The organism is Janthinobacterium sp. TB1-E2, assembly GCF_036885605.1.
Classification (GTDB): domain Bacteria; phylum Pseudomonadota; class Gammaproteobacteria; order Burkholderiales; family Burkholderiaceae_D; genus Janthinobacterium; species Janthinobacterium aestuarii.
Window position 1 is genome coordinate 984,564 of record NZ_CP142523.1, and the last position, 15,973, is coordinate 1,000,536.

Sequence of the window (15,973 nt, forward strand, 5' to 3'; positions counted from 1 at the left end):
ATATTGCTAATGAATCTGCAAAAAAGTGGCGGCCGGTCTTGTCAGAGTTGCCGTAGGAAAAGGTAACAAGGTATGAATTTCGCTTTGAACGGCGGCGCATGGGGGTATAGTGAATCGGATAAAAAGTGGCTCATGCGCCACCCATATTTTTCCTGAAAGGATTACATCATGAAAAAGAAGACAACGCGCGCCCTGATCGCCGGCCTGGCCTTGCTGGCCAGCAGCGCGGCCTGGGCAGGAACCGAAGTGCATTTCAGCAAACCGGATCAATTCACGGATGTGCCGTTCGATCCTAACGAACGGGAAGACGTACTGAAGGAGCTGACCCGGCATTTCGAGAAGCTGGGTACGGCGCTGCCGCCCGGGCGGACCTTGAAAATCGACGTCACGGACGTGGACCTGGCGGGACGTGAAAATCCTTCGCTGCGTGCCGGCCATGATATCCGCGTCATGAATGGCCGGGTCGACTGGCCGCGCATGCGCTTGCAGTATGTGCTCGAACAGGATGGCAAGGTCATCAGCAGCGGCAATGCGGCCCTGTCCGATATGTCATACCTGAGCCGCATCAATCCTTACTTCAGCAATGAAAAGTTGCGCTATGAAAAGCTGATGATCGATGACTGGTTTTCCGATACCTTTGGCGTCAAGGTGAAGCGTCATGCGCGCAAGTAGTGAGCAAGTAGTAAATCAGCGCAGGTAAGCGCCTTCGATGCGCGCCAGCTCGCCGTTCTGCCGCATGGCGAGCAGGGCGGCATTCATCCTCTCGATGAAATCGGCCTTGTAGGCGGGCGTGTTGCGCGCGCTGTAGGCGATGTAGGTGGCTTCGGACGACAATTCCAGCACTTCGCGCAATTGAAAGCCGTAGCCGGCCAGTTCGTCTTGAAGCTGGCGCGCCGTGTGGCGTGCCGCGCCGCGGTCGCTGGCGTAGCAATCGATGCGCCGCAGGGCCAGTTTCTTCAGGTTCGCTTCATTCCCCTTGGCCGCTTCCAGGCGCAGCAGCCCCTGGCGGGCTGGCGCCATCAACTTTTCCGACAGCAAAAAACCCGTGTTGACGCCAATGGTCAGGCCCGCAAAGTCGGTCGGGAAGTGCGTGCGCGGCGTGCGCATGACGGCGTCATGGCAAAACAGCACCACCGATTCGCGGTGCAGCACGGCCGAATATGGTTGCACGTACGAGCGTTCCGTCTTGCGTCCGGGCGGAAACAGGCCGAAAACCTGGCCTTTTTCCAGCGCGTCGAGCCCCCGTTTCCAGGGGCGCGGCTGCAATTCCAGCCGGTAGCCGGGCATCGTGCCCGCCGCCTGGCGCAGGATGTCGATATACATGCCCTTGAAGACACCATTTTCCACATAGCTGTACGGCGCGTAGTCATCATCGCCGTACAGCGTGACGGTTTGCGGCGCGGCCAGGGCGCATGGCAAGACGCCCAGCAACGCCAGGGCCAAGCACAGTCTTGCCGTTATTGCTGATTGCATGCCGCTCCAGAATTAATTATCTTCCTGGCAAGGATACAGCATGGCGGCATCGAACTGCTGTCAATCGATCCAGTTCACCTGCGGGAACTTGCTGCCGAACTCTTCCGGCATGGGCACGACCTGGCTGCGCTTGTAGTTGAAGAAGACAAAGCCGGACTTGGCCATCGCGATCAGGGTGTTGTCGCGCGGGCGCGTGATGCGGAAGGTGATGTCGCCGCCATACTTGTTGAAATCCATGACGCCCACTTCGAACAGCAGCTGGTCGCGCGCATGGGCTTCGGCGCGGTAGGTGGTGGCCAGGTCGGTGACGATGATGCCGGTGCCGTCCGCTTCGATGTCGCGCACGCCATATTCGAACAGGAAGCGGGCGCGCGCCTCGGAAATCATGGAAATCATGGAATCGTTGCCGAGATGGTTGCCGGCGTTGATGTCCGTCGTGCGTACCGTCAGTTGCGAGGAATAGCAGTACTGGTCTTCGGGAAATTCAAGTTTCAAACGGGCCATGGTGTTCTCTTGGGCTGGTGCGCAGGGCGCGGCGGAAAAACCAATTTTAGCCGGTTCCCCGCGCCCCGTCGAAAAACGCGGCCTCAGGCGTGCGCCGCCATGACTGCTTGCACATGCTCATTGGCCCACCTCATTGGCCCACCTTATTGGCCCATCTTTTTGCGTACGCTTATTTACGTACAATCTTGTACACCTTGCCCGTGCCGCTCAGCATGTACAGCTCGTTTTGCGCATCCTGGCCGAACGACAGGATGTTGCCCACGTTCGTGATGCCCCAGTCTTTCACGGCCGATGCCGTGCCATTGCTGTAGCTGAAACTCTTCAGCCAGGCGCTGCAGTAATCCGAATACAGGTATTGCCCCGCCAGTTCCGGCAAGGCCGCTCCCCGGTACACATAGCCGCCCGTGATTGAGCAGCCGTTGGCCGTATCGTTGTTGTACGTGATGGCGGGCAAGACCAGCCCCGCCTGGTTGCAACTGGCGCTGTTGTAGCACTGCGTGCCCTCCATGATGTTCCAGCCATAGTTGTTGCCCGCCTGGCCCACGGGACGCACGTCGACTTCTTCCAGATTGGCCTGGCCCACATCGGCGATGTACAGCAGTTGGGCTGGCACGTCGAAGGCATAGCGCCACGGGTTGCGCAAGCCGTAGGCCCAGATTTCAGGGCGCCCGCCTGCCCCGCCTGCCGTGGCAAACGGGTTGCCGGGCGGAATGGCGTACGGCTGGGCCACCGTGCTGGCGTTGACGTCCAGGCGCAGCAGCTTGCCCAGCAGGACATTCGTGTTTTGCGCATTGCGGGGCGGGTCGCCCGCGGCGCCGCCGTCGCCCGTGCCCGCATACAGATAGCCGTCCGGCCCAAAGCTGAGCAGGCCGCCATAATGGTTGCTGAACGTGGGGTGGGGGATCGTCAGGATGGTCAGCGCCGACAGGGGATCGGCCATGTTGGCGTTGCCGGCCGACACCTGCCGGCGCTCGATGACGATATCGCCGGTCAGGTTGGTGTAATACAGGAAGAAATAGCCATTGCTGGCGTATTGCGGATGGAAGGCCATCGACAGCAAACCCCGCTCGCCGCTGGTGGTGGTGAGCGTACTGATGTCGAGGAAGGGCGTGGCCAGCAGAGTGCCGTTCTGCACTACGCGGATGCGGCCGGCCCGTTCGAGGATGAACAAACGGCTGTCGCCGGGCGGCGCCGTAAGGAAGATGGGCACGCTCAAGCCGCTGGCCACCTCCTGCAGGCCCAGGGTCAGCGTCGTGGCCGCCGCATACAGGACGCTGGCGCTGGCCGTCGCCCCCGCATTGACTTGCACCTGCTGCGTGACGGGCGTGGGCGCCAGCGGTCCCGTGCCTTGCGTCACGCTGGCGGCGTTGAGCGTATAGGCGCCGGGCGCCAGATCCGTGAGCGTGGCGCTCGCCGTCAATGTCTTGCTGTAGGACGCAGGTCCCGTCACCGTGACGGCGCCCGCCACGCCGGCCGGCAAGCCGCCGATGCTGACCATCAGGCTGCCGGTGGTGGGGCCAGGCGCAGGGTCGTCATCGTCGCCGCCGCCACAGGCGGCCAGCAGGGCCAAACAGCATGCCAGCAGCAGGGCCAGCCAGGGCCGGGGAAAGCGGGAAAGGATATGGCGCATGTCGGTCTCCTGCGGGAACGGCGCAACGGCGGCTCAATCGGGGAGCCTGTGCCAAGAATGCGCGTCTTTGTGCCTGTAGGTTTGCGTTGGCGCAAACGTGCGGCGCCATCGGACAAATGCGCCGCGTTTTCAGACAAGCGCGTGGCCAGCCGCGCCATCGCGCCCGCCAGCGCCCGATAATGGCGCATCTGAAACCGAGCAGGAATGACACACATGAAAACCAAAGCCGCGATTGCCTGGAAGGCGGGCGCCCCGCTGACCATCGAAGAAGTCGACCTGGCGGGCCCGCGCGCCGGCGAAGTGCTGGTCGAACTGAAAGCCACGGGCATTTGCCATACCGATTACTACACCTTGTCCGGCGCCGATCCGGAAGGCATCTTCCCTGCCATCCTCGGCCATGAAGGCGCCGGCGTCGTCGTCGACGTGGGCCCGGGCGTGACGACCCTGAAAAAGGACGACCACGTCATCCCGCTGTACACGCCGGAATGCCGCCAGTGCAAGTTCTGCCTGTCGCAAAAGACGAATCTGTGCCAGGCCATCCGTTCCACGCAGGGCCGCGGCCTGATGCCGGACGCGACCAGCCGCTTCTCGCTCAATGGCCAGCCCCTGTTCCATTACATGGGCACGTCCACGTTCTCGAACTACATCGTCGTGCCGGAAATCGCCTTGGCGAAGATCCGCGAAGACGCGCCGTTCGACAAGGTGTGCTACATCGGCTGCGGCGTGACGACGGGCGTGGGCGCCGTCTTGTTCTCGGCCAAGGTGGAAGCGGGTGCCAACGTGGCCGTGTTCGGCCTGGGCGGCATCGGCCTGAACGTGATCCAGGCGGCCAAGATGGTCGGCGCCGACAAGATCATCGGTATCGACATCAACCCGGCGCGCCAGGCCATCGCGCGCAAGTTCGGCATGACGCATTTCATCAACCCGAACGAAGTGGAAAACGTCGTCGACGCCATCGTGCAGCTGACGGACGGCGGCGCCGATTATTCGTTCGAATGCGTGGGCAACACGACCTTGATGCGCCAGGCGCTCGAGTGCACGCACAAGGGCTGGGGAAAATCGTTCATCATCGGCGTGGCGGCGGCGGGCCAGGAAATTTCCACCCGTCCATTCCAGCTGGTAACGGGGCGCGAATGGCGCGGTTCGGCCTTCGGCGGCGCGCGGGGACGCACGGACGTGCCGAAGATCGTCGACTGGTATATGGAAGGCAAGCTCAACATCGACGACCTGATCACGCACCGTTTGCCGCTCGAACGCATCAACGAGGGCTTCGACCTGATGAAGAGCGGCGAATCGATCCGTTCCGTGGTCCTGTATTAATCGTGTTGTATTAATTTTATCGGACTGTACTCATTGCGCAACACTTGACGGACGGGGCAGGACGGCACGCTGTACTTCGCCGTCTGCCCCTGCTAGTGTGAAGACATCACCGCCTTGCTTTGGGAGCCGTCCATGTTTGCCACTGCCTATCTCGCGACCTTGCGCCGCATGCTGCCCGTCTTCCTCGGTGCGGCCCTGTCTTCCCTGCTGGCCTTGTGGTGGAGCAATGCCGCCAGCCTTGCCACGCCCGCCATCTGGCTGGCGCTGCTGGCGACGTATCTGCTGTGCGCACTCCTGTTTACACCGCTGGCCCTGCAGAGCCGCCAGCTGGCCACGCGCCACGTGCGCCACGGCAAGCCTCGCTGACCTGCTAGCGCGCCGTGCTGGAAAAGCGCTCGCGATAGTCGCGCGGCGTGATGGCGAGTTTCTTTTGGAATAGGCGGCGCAGCCTGTCCTCGCTATGCAAGCCCGCCTGCACGGCCACCTGTTTTAAGGAAGATACATTGTCTTCCAGTAAACGGCGCGCCACTTCGAAGCGGGCCGTGTCGATGAATTCCGTGGGGCTGGTGCCCGTTTCGCGCTGGAACACGCGCGTAAAATTGCGTTCGCTCATGGCCAGCCTGGCCGCCAGCAGCGGCACGGTGAGTTCTTCGGCAAGATGCTCCATGATCCAGCCCTGCAACTGGCGGATGGTCGGATGCGTCGTCATCTGGCTCGACAGGTGCACGGAAAACTGCGACTGGCCGCCGGGCCGCTTCAAATACACGACCAGGTCGCGCGCCACTTCCAGCGCGATATCGCGGCTGAAATCGTCTTCCACGAGCGCCAGCGCCAGGTCGATGCCAGCTGTCACGCCAGCCGACGTCCAGAATTTCCCTTCCCGCACGAAAATCGCATCGGCATTGACCTGTATCAATGGATAGCGCTGGCGCAGGCTGTCCACGGCGCTCCAGTGCGTGGCCGCGCTCTTGCCGTCGAGCACACCGGCTTCGGCCAGGAAGAAGCAGCCCGTGCACAGGGCCGCCAGGGTATCGATGCGCGGCGCCGCTTCGGCCACCCAGGCGGCCAGGGCGGGGATGTCCTGCAAGACTTGCTCGACGTGATGGCAGCCGACGATGACGGCCAGGTCGGGCAGGCGGTTGGCGTCGAGTGCCTTGCTCGCGTGCAGCGACATCAGCGTGTCCGATTCGACCGGGCCGATGGCCGTCGAGGCGATGCGCACGTCGTAGCCGCCGGGCAGCTTGCGCAGGCGCAGATGGGTGTTGGCGTAGTCAAACACCTTCATGGCGCCGATGGCTTCAAGCGCCTTGAAGCCGGGATAGACGATGATGTCGACGGTGCGCAGGGGAAATTCTTTGGGGCTTTGCTTGATCATGCGATATGCGCGAGGGGGATAAATACTGCCATAATGCAACAACAGCGATGGCGTAGGTTAGCATGAAATAATCGGCGCGCCCGCTGGCTCCCCACCCATCGGATTCCTGAATATCGTGCGCTTACTCCACATTTTTGCCGCCCTGACATTGTTGCTGGGCTCATCCCTTGCCCACGCGGTCACGCTCAACTTCAATGGCGGCGCCGTCAGCGGCTGCGGCCTGAGCCAGGACGGTTTGCAATACACGTGCGCCTCGCTGGCGCTCGGTTCTACCGACGTCATCGTCATTGGCAGCGCGTATGGCGTGACAGTCAACAGTTCCTTGTCGATGAGCTACAACCAGGGCTTGACGATGAGCGGCAATGCCGCGCTGACGGTCAAGGGCAATCTCGACATCAAGGACATCAATCCGCCGAACCTGAAGGTGACGGGCGGAAACCTGACAGCCGAGGGTGGCACTTTCTTCCTGGGCGCGCAGGAACAGACGATTACGGCGAATATCTCCGCCACGACCATCAAGATGGGCTCGAACAACGTCACGGTGACGGGCAGGATCAGCGCCAAGGGGCCGGTGGAAATCGCCTCGGGTTCGGTCATCAACGGGCCCATCAGCGGCACCATCGTCAATATCCTGGCCGCCAATACCCGCATCCAGGGCGATATCACGGCGACCACTTCGCTGACCATCGGTTCCGGCAGCCAGGTGACGGGTAACCTGAAATCGCCGACGATCGACTTGAAAGCGTCCGGCCTGCTCGTCACGGGCGACGTGGAAGCCAGCAATTCCTTGTCGATCGCCTCGGGCAACGGCATCAAGGGCAATGTGGACGCCGGCGAGGTAACGCTCGACTCGTCCAACGCCTATATCACGGGCAATGCCAAGGTCGACCACATCACCCTGGGCTGGCAGGGCCGGGTGCAGCAAACCATCACCTGCAAAACCTATACACCGTCGTATCCGTGCAGCTGCGTGACGAACAACAGCGGCTGGGCTTTCAATGAACCGATGGGTCCGAAGTGCGGGCCCGGTACGCAGGCGGGGCCCCACCATTTCCAGATCGAGCATTCGGGCAATGCCCTGACGTGCGCGCCGCAGGCGGTGACGGTGACGGCATGTGCGGATGCCGCCTGCAGCGCCAAGTACACGAACGGCGTGAATGTCACTGTCAGCCCTGGCGGCACGGCGACGCAGATAGGCAACACCGGCGTGGCGACGGCGAGCGTGCGCCAGTACACGGCCGGCACTGCCACCCTGAGCCTGACGAGCGTGCCCGGCACCACGGGCGCGCTCGTATGCAAGCGTGCTTCGGACAACAGCAGCAGCTGCGACATGAGCTTTGCGGCGACAGGCTTGACGGTCACTCCCGTCAATCATGTTTCTGCCAAGCTGCAATCGTTCAGTATCAGCGCCGTGCAGGCGCCCCCCAGTGCGACCCCGCAAGCTTGCGTGCCCCTGTTCAAAAGTACCAGCAAGAACCTGAACCTCGCTTGCAGCTATGGCAATCCCGCCAGCGGCACCCTGCCTGTTTTCGTGCAGGGAACCGGGGCGCTCGTGCCACTGGCATCGAACAGCACCAGCGCCTGCGGCACGGCGGGCGCGAACGTCAACCTGGCGTTCAACGACCAGGGCGTCGCCACCGCCATCATGTCGTATGCGGACGTGGGACAGCTGAATTTGAAGGCCACCTATACGGGGTCGGCCACAACCGGCGACGCCGGCTTGAGCATGACGGGCAGTGGCAAGGTTACCGTCGTGCCGGCCTCGTTCAGCGTCGTTGCCATCGCCAACCCCCAGCGCGCGGGCGCGCCTGTGGCGGTCAGCATGAGTGTGCTCAATAGTGTGGGCGCCGTGACGCCGAACTTCGGCAATGAAAAGCCGGCGGAGACGGCGATGCCGACACTGGCCAGCCTGGTCAAGCCGACGACCAGCGAGATCGCCGCGCCGGACACACCAGCCAAGCCGGCCATGCAGGGTGGCGTGGTCTTTACGAATGGCAGCGTTGTCAGCAGCGACATGAACTGGCCGGAAGTGGGCACCATCACCATCGCTTTCAATCTGGCCAACCCCAACGGCTACCTGGATGCCAACCTTGCTGTGCCGGCCTTGCCCAAGGCTTCGGGCGTGAGCGGGGAGGTGCAGTTTATCCCGCACCACTTCATTACGGAACTGGTGAAAACCGGCGCTCCCGCCGGCATCGCCACGCCGTGCGCCGCACCGCTCACCTGCGCCAACGACGGGGAAAAAGGCCGCTACGCTTACTCGGGGCAGGCGATAGGCGTGCGCGTGACGGCGCGCGCCCTGGGCGGGACGCCGACCAAAAACTATGACGACCGCGTCCCGAGCGTCCTGGCGCCCGTGCTGCTCGAAGGCCTCGATGCGGCCACGGGCACGATTTCCTTTCCGCCGAGTACCCCCGATGGCAGCAGCCGGCTTACCGATGGCAAGAAGGCGCAGACCACCATCACCGGCGTGGCGCCCGCGAAATTCACCCTCGGCGTTGCCCTGCCCATGGTCGCCTACCGTTTTCCGGGCAAGGCCGGCGTGCCGCTGAAGGTGGCGCCTACCGACGTGCGCTTGCGCGCCAGCAGCACCTATCCCGGCGGCGCCATCGTCAGCTCAAGCTCGGCAGTGATACAGAACGAGGCACGGATGACTGTGCTGTCGGGGCAATGGATGGTGCCCCACGGCTATGGTTCCGAGTTGTTGCCCGTCAGGCTGGCCGTGCAAGTCCAGTACTGGAACGGCACGAAATGGGTCACGAATCTGCTCGATAACGTCAGTGCCTTGAACAAGTCGGACGTGGTGTTTGTCAATTGCAAGAAAACGCTGGACTGCGGCAAGCTGGCCGTTGATGACCGGATATACACCGTCACGCAAGGCGCACTGCCGCAGACCAATCTCCTGACCTTGCTGGCGCCCGGTGCCGGCAAGGCCGGCAGCGTGGATGTTTCCGTGGGCAGCCATCCCTACCTGGCCAGCACCGTCGGCACCGTTGTCTTCGGCGTCTTCAAATCGGGTCCCGTGATTTACCTGCGCGAGATGTATTAGCCTGTACCAAGGGCAGGCGCAGACAGCGCGAAAAACCAGTAACATGGCTGGCTGTGGCATTCCCCCCAACCTCAGACTGGAGTTTTCTATGAGCACAACTTCGCAGTGGATCGATATCGCCGGCCCGGACGGCAGCTTCCAGGCTTACCTGGCCGTGCCGCACGTGGGCAAGGGTCCCGCCATCATCCTGTTGCAGGAAATTTTCGGCGTCAACGAGCACATCCGCGCCGTGGCCGACCAGTATGCGGCCGATGGCTACGTGGTGCTGGTGCCGGACCTGTTCTGGCGCGCCGGCGCGCACATCGAGCTGGGCTATGACGCGGACGGCTGGAAGCGTGCCGTCGAGCTGATGCAGGCCACCGACAATCCGCAGGCCGACGCCGATATCGCCGCCACCATCGCCGCCCTGCGCGCGCGTCCGGAAGTGACGGGCAAGCTCGCTTCGGTCGGCTACTGCTTCGGCGGCCGGCTGTCGTATCAGGCGGCTGCGGCCGGCCTGGTTGATGCGGCCATCGCCTATTACGGCGGCGGCATTCAGAACAAGCTGGACCTGGCCGACCGGATCAAGGTGCCGCTGCTCATGCATTTCGGCGGCCAGGACAGCCATATTCCGCCGGAAGCCGTGCAAAAGATCGCCGAGCGCTTCGAAGACCGCCAAGACGTGGAAATCCATATCTACCCAGGCGCCGAGCACGGTTTCAACTGCACCCACCGCGACAGCTACCAGCAGCGTTCCGCCGCCCAGGCGCATGGCAATTCCCTGATTTTCTTGGCGGAAAATCTGTAAGACTGCCTCGCCAGCCAGGCCAGCCGCCATTGCCAGTTCAGCAGCAACGCTGCATGGGCGTTAAAATAGCGGCTGTGCCGGGCAACTCCGGCCGGCCGGGCACGGCGCCCGGCAAACCTGGATGAGGAACCGAATTAAAGATGGCCCAAGTAATTGTTTCTGTAACATTGGCGGCAAGCGCCGAACGCGTGTGGGATTTTATCGGCGGCTTCCAGTCGCTGGCTGAATGGTCGAGCTCGATCAAGACCAGCTTGTCCGAGCACGGCGGCCGCGTACGCCGCCTGAAAACCACGGACGGCGCCATCATCGCCGAACGCCTGCAAAGCTACAGCGAAGCGGACAAGAGCTACAGCTACACCATCGTCTCGGGCCCGATCCCCGTCAAGAACTACCGTTCCACCCTGCGCGTCACGGGCGAGCCAGGCGCGAACGAGTGCGTGGCCGAATGGTCGAGCGAATTCGACGCGGCCGAAGGCGTGGAAGAGGTCATGATCGGCGCGTTCCAGCATTTGTATGAAACGGCGTTTGTCGACCTGAAACGCATCATGGCAATCTGAAGCCGCGCAATCCGGCATTCCCACCGGCGCTAACAATGTTGTCGGATTACGCGGCTGCGCCGCTAATCCAACCTACGGGATTGTGGCCGGCACGCTTGTAAAAACACCGGCACAGGCCGGTGTTTTTCATGATGCCTAGCGCTTGACCTTCCCAAATGCCTCGCCCTTGTTCCACACCGGCAAATTCTTGTCGTTCGCCACTTCATAGCCGAGGTTCAATGTAAATTGCGCCTGCTGCACCATGCCGGACAAGTCCCACGACGGGTTGTACTCATCGGTGACCTGGTGGTAGTCCTTTTTAAAGGCGACCAGGCGCTCGCCCGACGCTTTCGGCTCTTGGACGAAGTCGAACGAGCCGTCGCCGGAAAACACTGCCGAACCCACGTTGAAGGCGGGTACGCCAGCCTTGGCAAACGCAAAATGGTCGGCCCGGTAAAACGCGCCGGACAGGTCCGGGATCGTCGGCGCCAGACGCAGGCCCATGCGCTTGGCGACCTTGGCGGCGCTCGCGTACAGGCTGCTGCGCTCGGCGCCGGCCACGCCGATGTCGTGCGTCTTGCCGACAAAATTCATGCTGTCGAGGTTCAGGTCGGCGGCTGTCTTGGCCAGCGGCCACAGGGGCGCGCGCGTGTAGGCCGTGCTGCCCAGCATGCCCGTTTCTTCGCCTGCCGGCCACAGGAAGATCTGCGTGCGGCGCGCCGGCTGTTTCACGGCCACTTGCGCCATGGCCAGCAAGGCGGCCGCGCCCGACGCATTGTCGATGGCGCCGTTGTAGATATGGTCGCTTTGCCCGGCGCGTTGGCTGCCTTCGTCATCCTTGCCCAGGTGGTCCCAGTGGGCCGAGTAAATGACGGCCTCGTCCTTCAATTTCGGATCCGTGCCCGGCACGATGCCGGCCACATTGAATTGCTCGATGCTGCGTACCTGGCTGTCGAGTTGCACCTTGACCGTGGCGTTCAGGGCCACGGGGCGGAACGCGCGCGTTTCCGCCTGCGCGCGCAAGGCGTCCAGGTCCTGTCCGCTCGCCTGGAACAGCGTGCGCGCCATGTCTTCCTGCAGCCAGCCTTCCATCGCATTGCCCGCACCGGCCAGGTTGAAGCGTTCATGGCCGAAACCGTTGGCCGGTACCGACCAAGGATACGAAGCCGATGCGGTCGTGTGTATCAGCAGCACGCCGGCGGCGCCCTGGCGCAGCGCTTCCTCGTACTTGTAGACCCAGCGGCCGTAATAGGTCAGCGACTTGCCGGCGAAGCGCTGCGGTTCGGCGCTTGTGGGTTGCGGATCGTTGACCATCATGATGACAAGCTTGCCCTTCAGGTCGACGCCCTTGAAATCGTCCCAGTTTTCTTCTGGCGCGCGGATGCCGTAGCCGGCGAACACGACGGGCGCATCGAACGCCACTGTCTGCTGGCCATTTGCCGCGCCAAAGACGATGTCCTTGCCGAAGGCGGGCGACAAGGTCTTGCCGCCCGCGCTGAACGTGACTTTGCTCGATGGCAAGGCCTTGCTGCCGACGATGGTCAGCGCCTGGCGGTACGTGCCATCCTTCAACGGTTGCAGGCCGGCCACGGCCGCCTGCGTTTCCAGGTAGCGCACGGCCAGGTCGCCGCCGCGCTGGCCCGTGCCGCGTCCTTCGAGCAAATCGTCGGCCAGGAAGGACAGGTGGGCGCGCAGAGGCGCTTCGGCCACGAGCGGTTGGGCGAGGGCGGCCGTGCTGAACAGGCTGGCGGCGAGGACGAGGGGAAAGCGCATGACAACTCCAAAAGTGAATACGGGAAAGCAAAGCAGCGACAATCTTACCCTACCGCAATGCCCTGGCGTAGCGCGCGGCGTGCGCGGGCCAATTGCGGCCACAATGGCTGCTGGTCTACCGACAAGGAGCGTTCCATGACTGCCACGAACTTGCAATCGAGCAATACCCTGCGTACCGCCGACGGTACATTGATCCACTACAAGGACTGGGGCAGCGGCCCGCCCGTCGTCTTCAGCCACGGCTGGCCCTTGTCGTCCGACGCGTGGGAAGACCAGATGTTTTATCTGGCCTCGCGCGGCTACCGCGTCATCGCGCACGACCGGCGCGGCCATGGCCGCTCGAGCCAGCCGTTTGACGGCAACGACATGGATACCTATGCCGACGACCTGGCCGCCCTGATCGACGCGCTGGACTTGACGGGCGCCACCCTCGTCGGCCACTCGACGGGCGGCGGCGAAGTGGCGCGCTACATCGGCCGCCATGGCACCGGGCGCCTGGCCGGCGCCGTGCTCGTGGGCGCCGTGCCGCCGCTGATGCTGCAAACCACGGAAAACCCGCTGGGCTTGCCCCTGTCCACATTTGACGCCATCCGCGCCGGCGTGCAGGCCGACCGCAGCCAGTTTTTCCAGGATCTGAGCGAGGCCTTCTATGGCTACAACCGGCCCGATGCGAAGCCGTCGCAGGGCGTGCGCGACGGTTTCTGGCGGCAAGGCATGCAGGCGGGCATGCCGGCATCCTACCTGTGCATCAAGCAATTTTCCGAGACGGATTTTACGGCTGACCTGGCCAAATTCGACGTGCCGACCCTGGTGATCCATGGCGACGACGACCAGATCGTGCCGATTGCCGCCTCGGCGCGGCGCACTGCCGAACTCATCATCGGCAGCAAGCTGCTCGTGTATGCGGGCGCGCCGCACGGCCTGGCGGCGACGCACAAGGACCGGCTGAACGAGGACTTGCTGGAATTTTTGCGCCACTCGGTCGATGCGGCAAGCAATATCGAGGCGCATCTGTAAAGTAGTCGAATCTATTGCAAAACATATAATATTGCTTGGTTTTTGCACCAATTGCGTGCGGATCGCCGATTTTTCTGCGTTTTAGACTGCAAAAAATGGCGTTCTGCCGCCCCGTTCCACCCGGTAAGGTCCAGTAAAGAGTAAACTAGCGGATACACTCTTTCGCATTGGGCGATTCGAGCGAACTTGTGAGTGATTTCATGTCTGATACACCAATTTCCTTATTTTCCGACCTTAACCTGAGCGAGCCGCTGATTCGCGCGCTCAAGGATGTCGGTTACGAAACACCGTCGCCTATCCAGGCGGCCACGATTCCATTATTGCTCGCGAACCGCGACGTGCTGGGCCAGGCGCAAACGGGCACGGGTAAAACCGCTGCCTTCGCCTTGCCGATCCTGTCGCGCATCGATCTGAAACAAAGCTCACCCCAAGCCCTGGTCCTGGCACCGACGCGCGAACTGGCCATCCAGGTCGCCGAAGCGTTCCAGGTGTACGCCGCCCACATCCCCGGCTTCCACGTGCTGCCGATCTACGGCGGCCAAAGCTACGGCCCGCAGCTGTCGGCCCTGCGCCGCGGCGTGCACGTCATCGTCGGCACCCCAGGCCGCGTCATCGATCACCTGGACAAGGGTTCGCTCGACCTGTCCAAGCTGAAAACCCTGGTGCTCGACGAAGCCGATGAAATGCTGCGCATGGGCTTTATCGACGACGTCGAACGTATCTTGAAAGAAACCCCGGAAGGCCATCAAACGGCGTTGTTCTCGGCCACCATGCCTTCCGTCATCAAGCGCATCGCCACGACCTATCTGGTGAACCCGGCCGAAGTGACGGTCGCCGCCAAGACGGGCACGGCCGACAACATCCGCCAGCGCTACTGGCTGGTGTCGGGCATGCACAAGCTCGACGCGCTGACCCGCATCCTGGAAGCGGAAGCGTTTGACGGCATGATCATCTTCGCCCGCACCAAGCTGGGTACGGAAGAGCTGGCCGGCAAGCTGCAAGCCCGTGGCTTCTCGGCTGCCGCCATCAACGGCGACATCCAGCAAGCCCAGCGCGAGCGCACGATCCAGCAGTTGAAAGACGGCAAGATCGACATCCTCGTGGCAACCGACGTGGCCGCCCGCGGCCTGGACGTCGAGCGCATCAGCCACGTCGTCAACTACGACGTGCCGCACGATCCGGAAAGCTATACCCACCGCATCGGCCGCACGGGCCGCGCCGGCCGCAGCGGCGAAGCGATTTTGTTCATCACCCCGCGTGAAAAGAACTTGTTGAAAGCCATCGAACGCTCGACCCGCCAGCCGATCGGCATGCTGGAACTGCCAACGATCCAGGCCGTCAACGACGTGCGTATCGCCAAGTTCAAGGAACAGATCAGCGAAACCCTGGCCCTGGGCGAACTGGAACAGTTCCAGTCGCTGATTGAGGATTTCGAACGCGAGCAAAACATTCCCGCCATCGAAATCGCCGCTGCCCTGGCGAAGATGGCGCGTGGCAATACGCCGCTGCTGCTGGACAAGAACAAGGCGCGCGAGCAAGCCACGTGGCAAGACGACCGTCCAGTGCGTCAGGATCGTTTCGAACGCAACGACCGTCCGGAACGGGGCGACCGCTTCGACCGTAACGAGCGCAGCGAACGCCCGGCCTTCCCGAAAAAGGAACGCATCCAGCGTCCAGCCGACGCCGGCATGCAGACCTTCCGCATTGAAGTCGGTCATCAGCATGGCGTGAAACCAGGCAATATCGTGGGTGCCATCGCCAACGAAGCGGGCATCGATTCGAAAAACATCGGCCGCATCGAAATCTATGACGACTACAGCGTCCTGGACTTGCCGGACAGCATGCCGAAAGAATTGCTGGACCAGCTGAAAACCGTGTGGGTCGCGGGCCAGCAGCTGCGCATCAGCCGCGACGGCGACGCGCCGGACCTGGCGCCGCCAGCCGCGCCGCGCAAGCCGTTCGCCGCCAAGTCCGCGCCAGCGTTCAAGGATGCGCCAGCGGACGCGGGCGACGCTGCCCCTGCGCCGCGCGCGCCGAAGAAGGAACGTCCACGTCCAGGCGTGACGGCTTACCGCATCGAAGTGGGCCGTGAACACGCCGTGACGCCAAGCAACATCGTCGGCGCCATCGCCAACGAAGCGAACCTGGAAGCCAAGCATATCGGCCGCATCGATATCTTTGACAACTACAGCGTGCTGGACCTACCTGAAGGCATGCCGCCGGAAATCCTCGACCACTTGAAATCGGTCGTGGTCTCGGGCCAGAAGCTGCGCATCAGCCTGGACGATGGCACGACGGAGCGCAAGCCTGCGCCGCCGCGTCCGAAGTCGCCACCGCGCAAAACCTTTAAATAAGCCATCCCCACGGGCGCTCCGGCGCCTGTGTCGCGGATTGGAGACAGTTCCCCCACTGGCGCATTCGCGCCAGTTTTTATTTTCCCTCAAGAAATGAATATTATTACCGCGCTATGGTTGGTAGCAGGCGTCGCCACGTGCCGGCCATTGCGCCA

Annotated in this window: 13 protein-coding genes; 8 read left to right on the top strand and 5 right to left on the bottom strand. The window is 62.8% G+C overall.

From position 1 onward, the window contains the following. Window positions 1-168: 168 nt before the first annotated feature. Window positions 169-672 carry a DUF3016 domain-containing protein gene (locus tag OPV09_RS04425; protein WP_338680666.1) on the top strand — a complete coding sequence of 168 codons (504 nt, stop codon included), beginning with the start codon at window positions 169-171 and terminating at the stop codon, window positions 670-672. A gap of 15 nt (window positions 673-687) precedes the next feature. Here the strand turns inward: OPV09_RS04425 and OPV09_RS04430 are convergent, their stop codons facing one another. The 3 genes from OPV09_RS04430 to OPV09_RS04440 all read right to left on the bottom strand — a co-directional run bounded on the left by OPV09_RS04430 (window position 688) and on the right by OPV09_RS04440 (window position 3,607). Next, window positions 688-1,473, bottom strand: a complete 786-nt coding sequence (locus OPV09_RS04430; protein WP_319992243.1) for a substrate-binding periplasmic protein — start codon at window positions 1,471-1,473, stop codon at window positions 688-690. A 60-nt stretch (window positions 1,474-1,533) separates the two neighbouring features. Further along, on the bottom strand, window positions 1,534-1,977 hold the full coding sequence (locus OPV09_RS04435) for a thioesterase family protein (protein WP_034753479.1): 444 nt from the start codon (window positions 1,975-1,977) through the stop codon (window positions 1,534-1,536). 169 nt (window positions 1,978-2,146) lie between these two features. Further along, entirely contained in the window at window positions 2,147-3,607 is a 1,461-nt protein-coding gene (locus OPV09_RS04440) for a PQQ-dependent sugar dehydrogenase (protein WP_338680667.1), read from the bottom strand. Window positions 3,608-3,820: 213 nt separating this feature from the next. Between OPV09_RS04440 and OPV09_RS04445 the strand changes: the two genes are divergently transcribed. Both OPV09_RS04445 and OPV09_RS04450 read left to right on the top strand, forming a co-directional pair. Then, the gene (locus OPV09_RS04445; RefSeq protein ID WP_035824324.1) at window positions 3,821-4,927 is read left to right on the top strand and encodes an S-(hydroxymethyl)glutathione dehydrogenase/class III alcohol dehydrogenase; all 1,107 of its coding nucleotides are present in this window, start codon (window positions 3,821-3,823) and stop codon (window positions 4,925-4,927) included. Window positions 4,928-5,059: 132 nt separating this feature from the next. Then, window positions 5,060-5,293 (top strand): hypothetical protein, encoded by a 234-nt coding sequence (locus OPV09_RS04450; protein ID WP_034753482.1) that lies wholly within the window; start codon window positions 5,060-5,062, stop codon window positions 5,291-5,293. 4 nt (window positions 5,294-5,297) lie between these two features. Here the strand turns inward: OPV09_RS04450 and OPV09_RS04455 are convergent, their stop codons facing one another. Next, window positions 5,298-6,302, bottom strand: coding sequence for a GlxA family transcriptional regulator (locus tag OPV09_RS04455; RefSeq protein WP_338680669.1), 1,005 nt, complete (start codon window positions 6,300-6,302; stop codon window positions 5,298-5,300). Window positions 6,303-6,417: 115 nt separating this feature from the next. On the opposite strand from OPV09_RS04455, the gene OPV09_RS04460 reads away from it, so the two are divergent. The 3 genes from OPV09_RS04460 to OPV09_RS04470 all read left to right on the top strand — a co-directional run bounded on the left by OPV09_RS04460 (window position 6,418) and on the right by OPV09_RS04470 (window position 10,695). Next, window positions 6,418-9,351: a polymer-forming cytoskeletal protein gene (locus OPV09_RS04460; RefSeq protein ID WP_338680670.1), complete on the top strand. Its 2,934-nt coding sequence runs from the start codon at window positions 6,418-6,420 to the stop codon at window positions 9,349-9,351. A gap of 88 nt (window positions 9,352-9,439) precedes the next feature. Continuing rightward, a complete protein-coding gene (locus OPV09_RS04465; RefSeq protein ID WP_034753485.1) occupies window positions 9,440-10,138 on the top strand; it encodes a dienelactone hydrolase family protein in 699 nt (232 codons plus the stop codon). 140 nt (window positions 10,139-10,278) lie between these two features. Beyond that, window positions 10,279-10,695, top strand: coding sequence for an SRPBCC family protein (locus tag OPV09_RS04470; RefSeq protein WP_072457112.1), 417 nt, complete (start codon window positions 10,279-10,281; stop codon window positions 10,693-10,695). 135 nt (window positions 10,696-10,830) lie between these two features. Here the strand turns inward: OPV09_RS04470 and OPV09_RS04475 are convergent, their stop codons facing one another. After that, on the bottom strand, window positions 10,831-12,447 hold the full coding sequence (locus tag OPV09_RS04475) for a M28 family peptidase (protein ID WP_338680672.1): 1,617 nt from the start codon (window positions 12,445-12,447) through the stop codon (window positions 10,831-10,833). A gap of 135 nt (window positions 12,448-12,582) precedes the next feature. Here OPV09_RS04475 and OPV09_RS04480 point away from each other — a divergent pair, with 135 nt between their 5' ends. Beyond that, window positions 12,583-13,464 carry an alpha/beta hydrolase gene (locus tag OPV09_RS04480; protein ID WP_338680673.1) on the top strand — a complete coding sequence of 294 codons (882 nt, stop codon included), beginning with the start codon at window positions 12,583-12,585 and terminating at the stop codon, window positions 13,462-13,464. Between the two features lie 200 nt (window positions 13,465-13,664). Next, complete coding sequence (locus tag OPV09_RS04485) at window positions 13,665-15,818, top strand: DEAD/DEAH box helicase (protein WP_099411741.1); 2,154 nt, start codon at window positions 13,665-13,667, stop codon at window positions 15,816-15,818. The last annotated feature ends 155 nt before the right edge of the window (window positions 15,819-15,973 follow it).

Excerpts from the sequence above, each read along its gene's own strand:
- OPV09_RS04485 (WP_099411741.1), top strand. The coding sequence starts at position 13,665 with ATGTCTGATACACCAATTTCCTTATTTTCCGACCTTAACCTGAGCGAG.
- OPV09_RS04455 (WP_338680669.1), bottom strand. The coding sequence starts at position 6,302 with ATGATCAAGCAAAGCCCCAAAGAATTTCCCCTGCGCACCGTCGACATC.
- OPV09_RS04435 (WP_034753479.1), bottom strand. The coding sequence starts at position 1,977 with ATGGCCCGTTTGAAACTTGAATTTCCCGAAGACCAGTACTGCTATTCC.
- OPV09_RS04480 (WP_338680673.1), top strand. The coding sequence starts at position 12,583 with ATGACTGCCACGAACTTGCAATCGAGCAATACCCTGCGTACCGCCGAC.
- OPV09_RS04430 (WP_319992243.1), bottom strand. The coding sequence starts at position 1,473 with ATGCAATCAGCAATAACGGCAAGACTGTGCTTGGCCCTGGCGTTGCTG.
- OPV09_RS04475 (WP_338680672.1), bottom strand. The coding sequence starts at position 12,447 with ATGCGCTTTCCCCTCGTCCTCGCCGCCAGCCTGTTCAGCACGGCCGCC.
- OPV09_RS04470 (WP_072457112.1), top strand. The coding sequence starts at position 10,279 with ATGGCCCAAGTAATTGTTTCTGTAACATTGGCGGCAAGCGCCGAACGC.
- OPV09_RS04445 (WP_035824324.1), top strand. The coding sequence starts at position 3,821 with ATGAAAACCAAAGCCGCGATTGCCTGGAAGGCGGGCGCCCCGCTGACC.
- OPV09_RS04465 (WP_034753485.1), top strand. The coding sequence starts at position 9,440 with ATGAGCACAACTTCGCAGTGGATCGATATCGCCGGCCCGGACGGCAGC.
- OPV09_RS04440 (WP_338680667.1), bottom strand. The coding sequence starts at position 3,607 with ATGCGCCATATCCTTTCCCGCTTTCCCCGGCCCTGGCTGGCCCTGCTG.
- OPV09_RS04450 (WP_034753482.1), top strand. The coding sequence starts at position 5,060 with ATGTTTGCCACTGCCTATCTCGCGACCTTGCGCCGCATGCTGCCCGTC.
- OPV09_RS04425 (WP_338680666.1), top strand. The coding sequence starts at position 169 with ATGAAAAAGAAGACAACGCGCGCCCTGATCGCCGGCCTGGCCTTGCTG.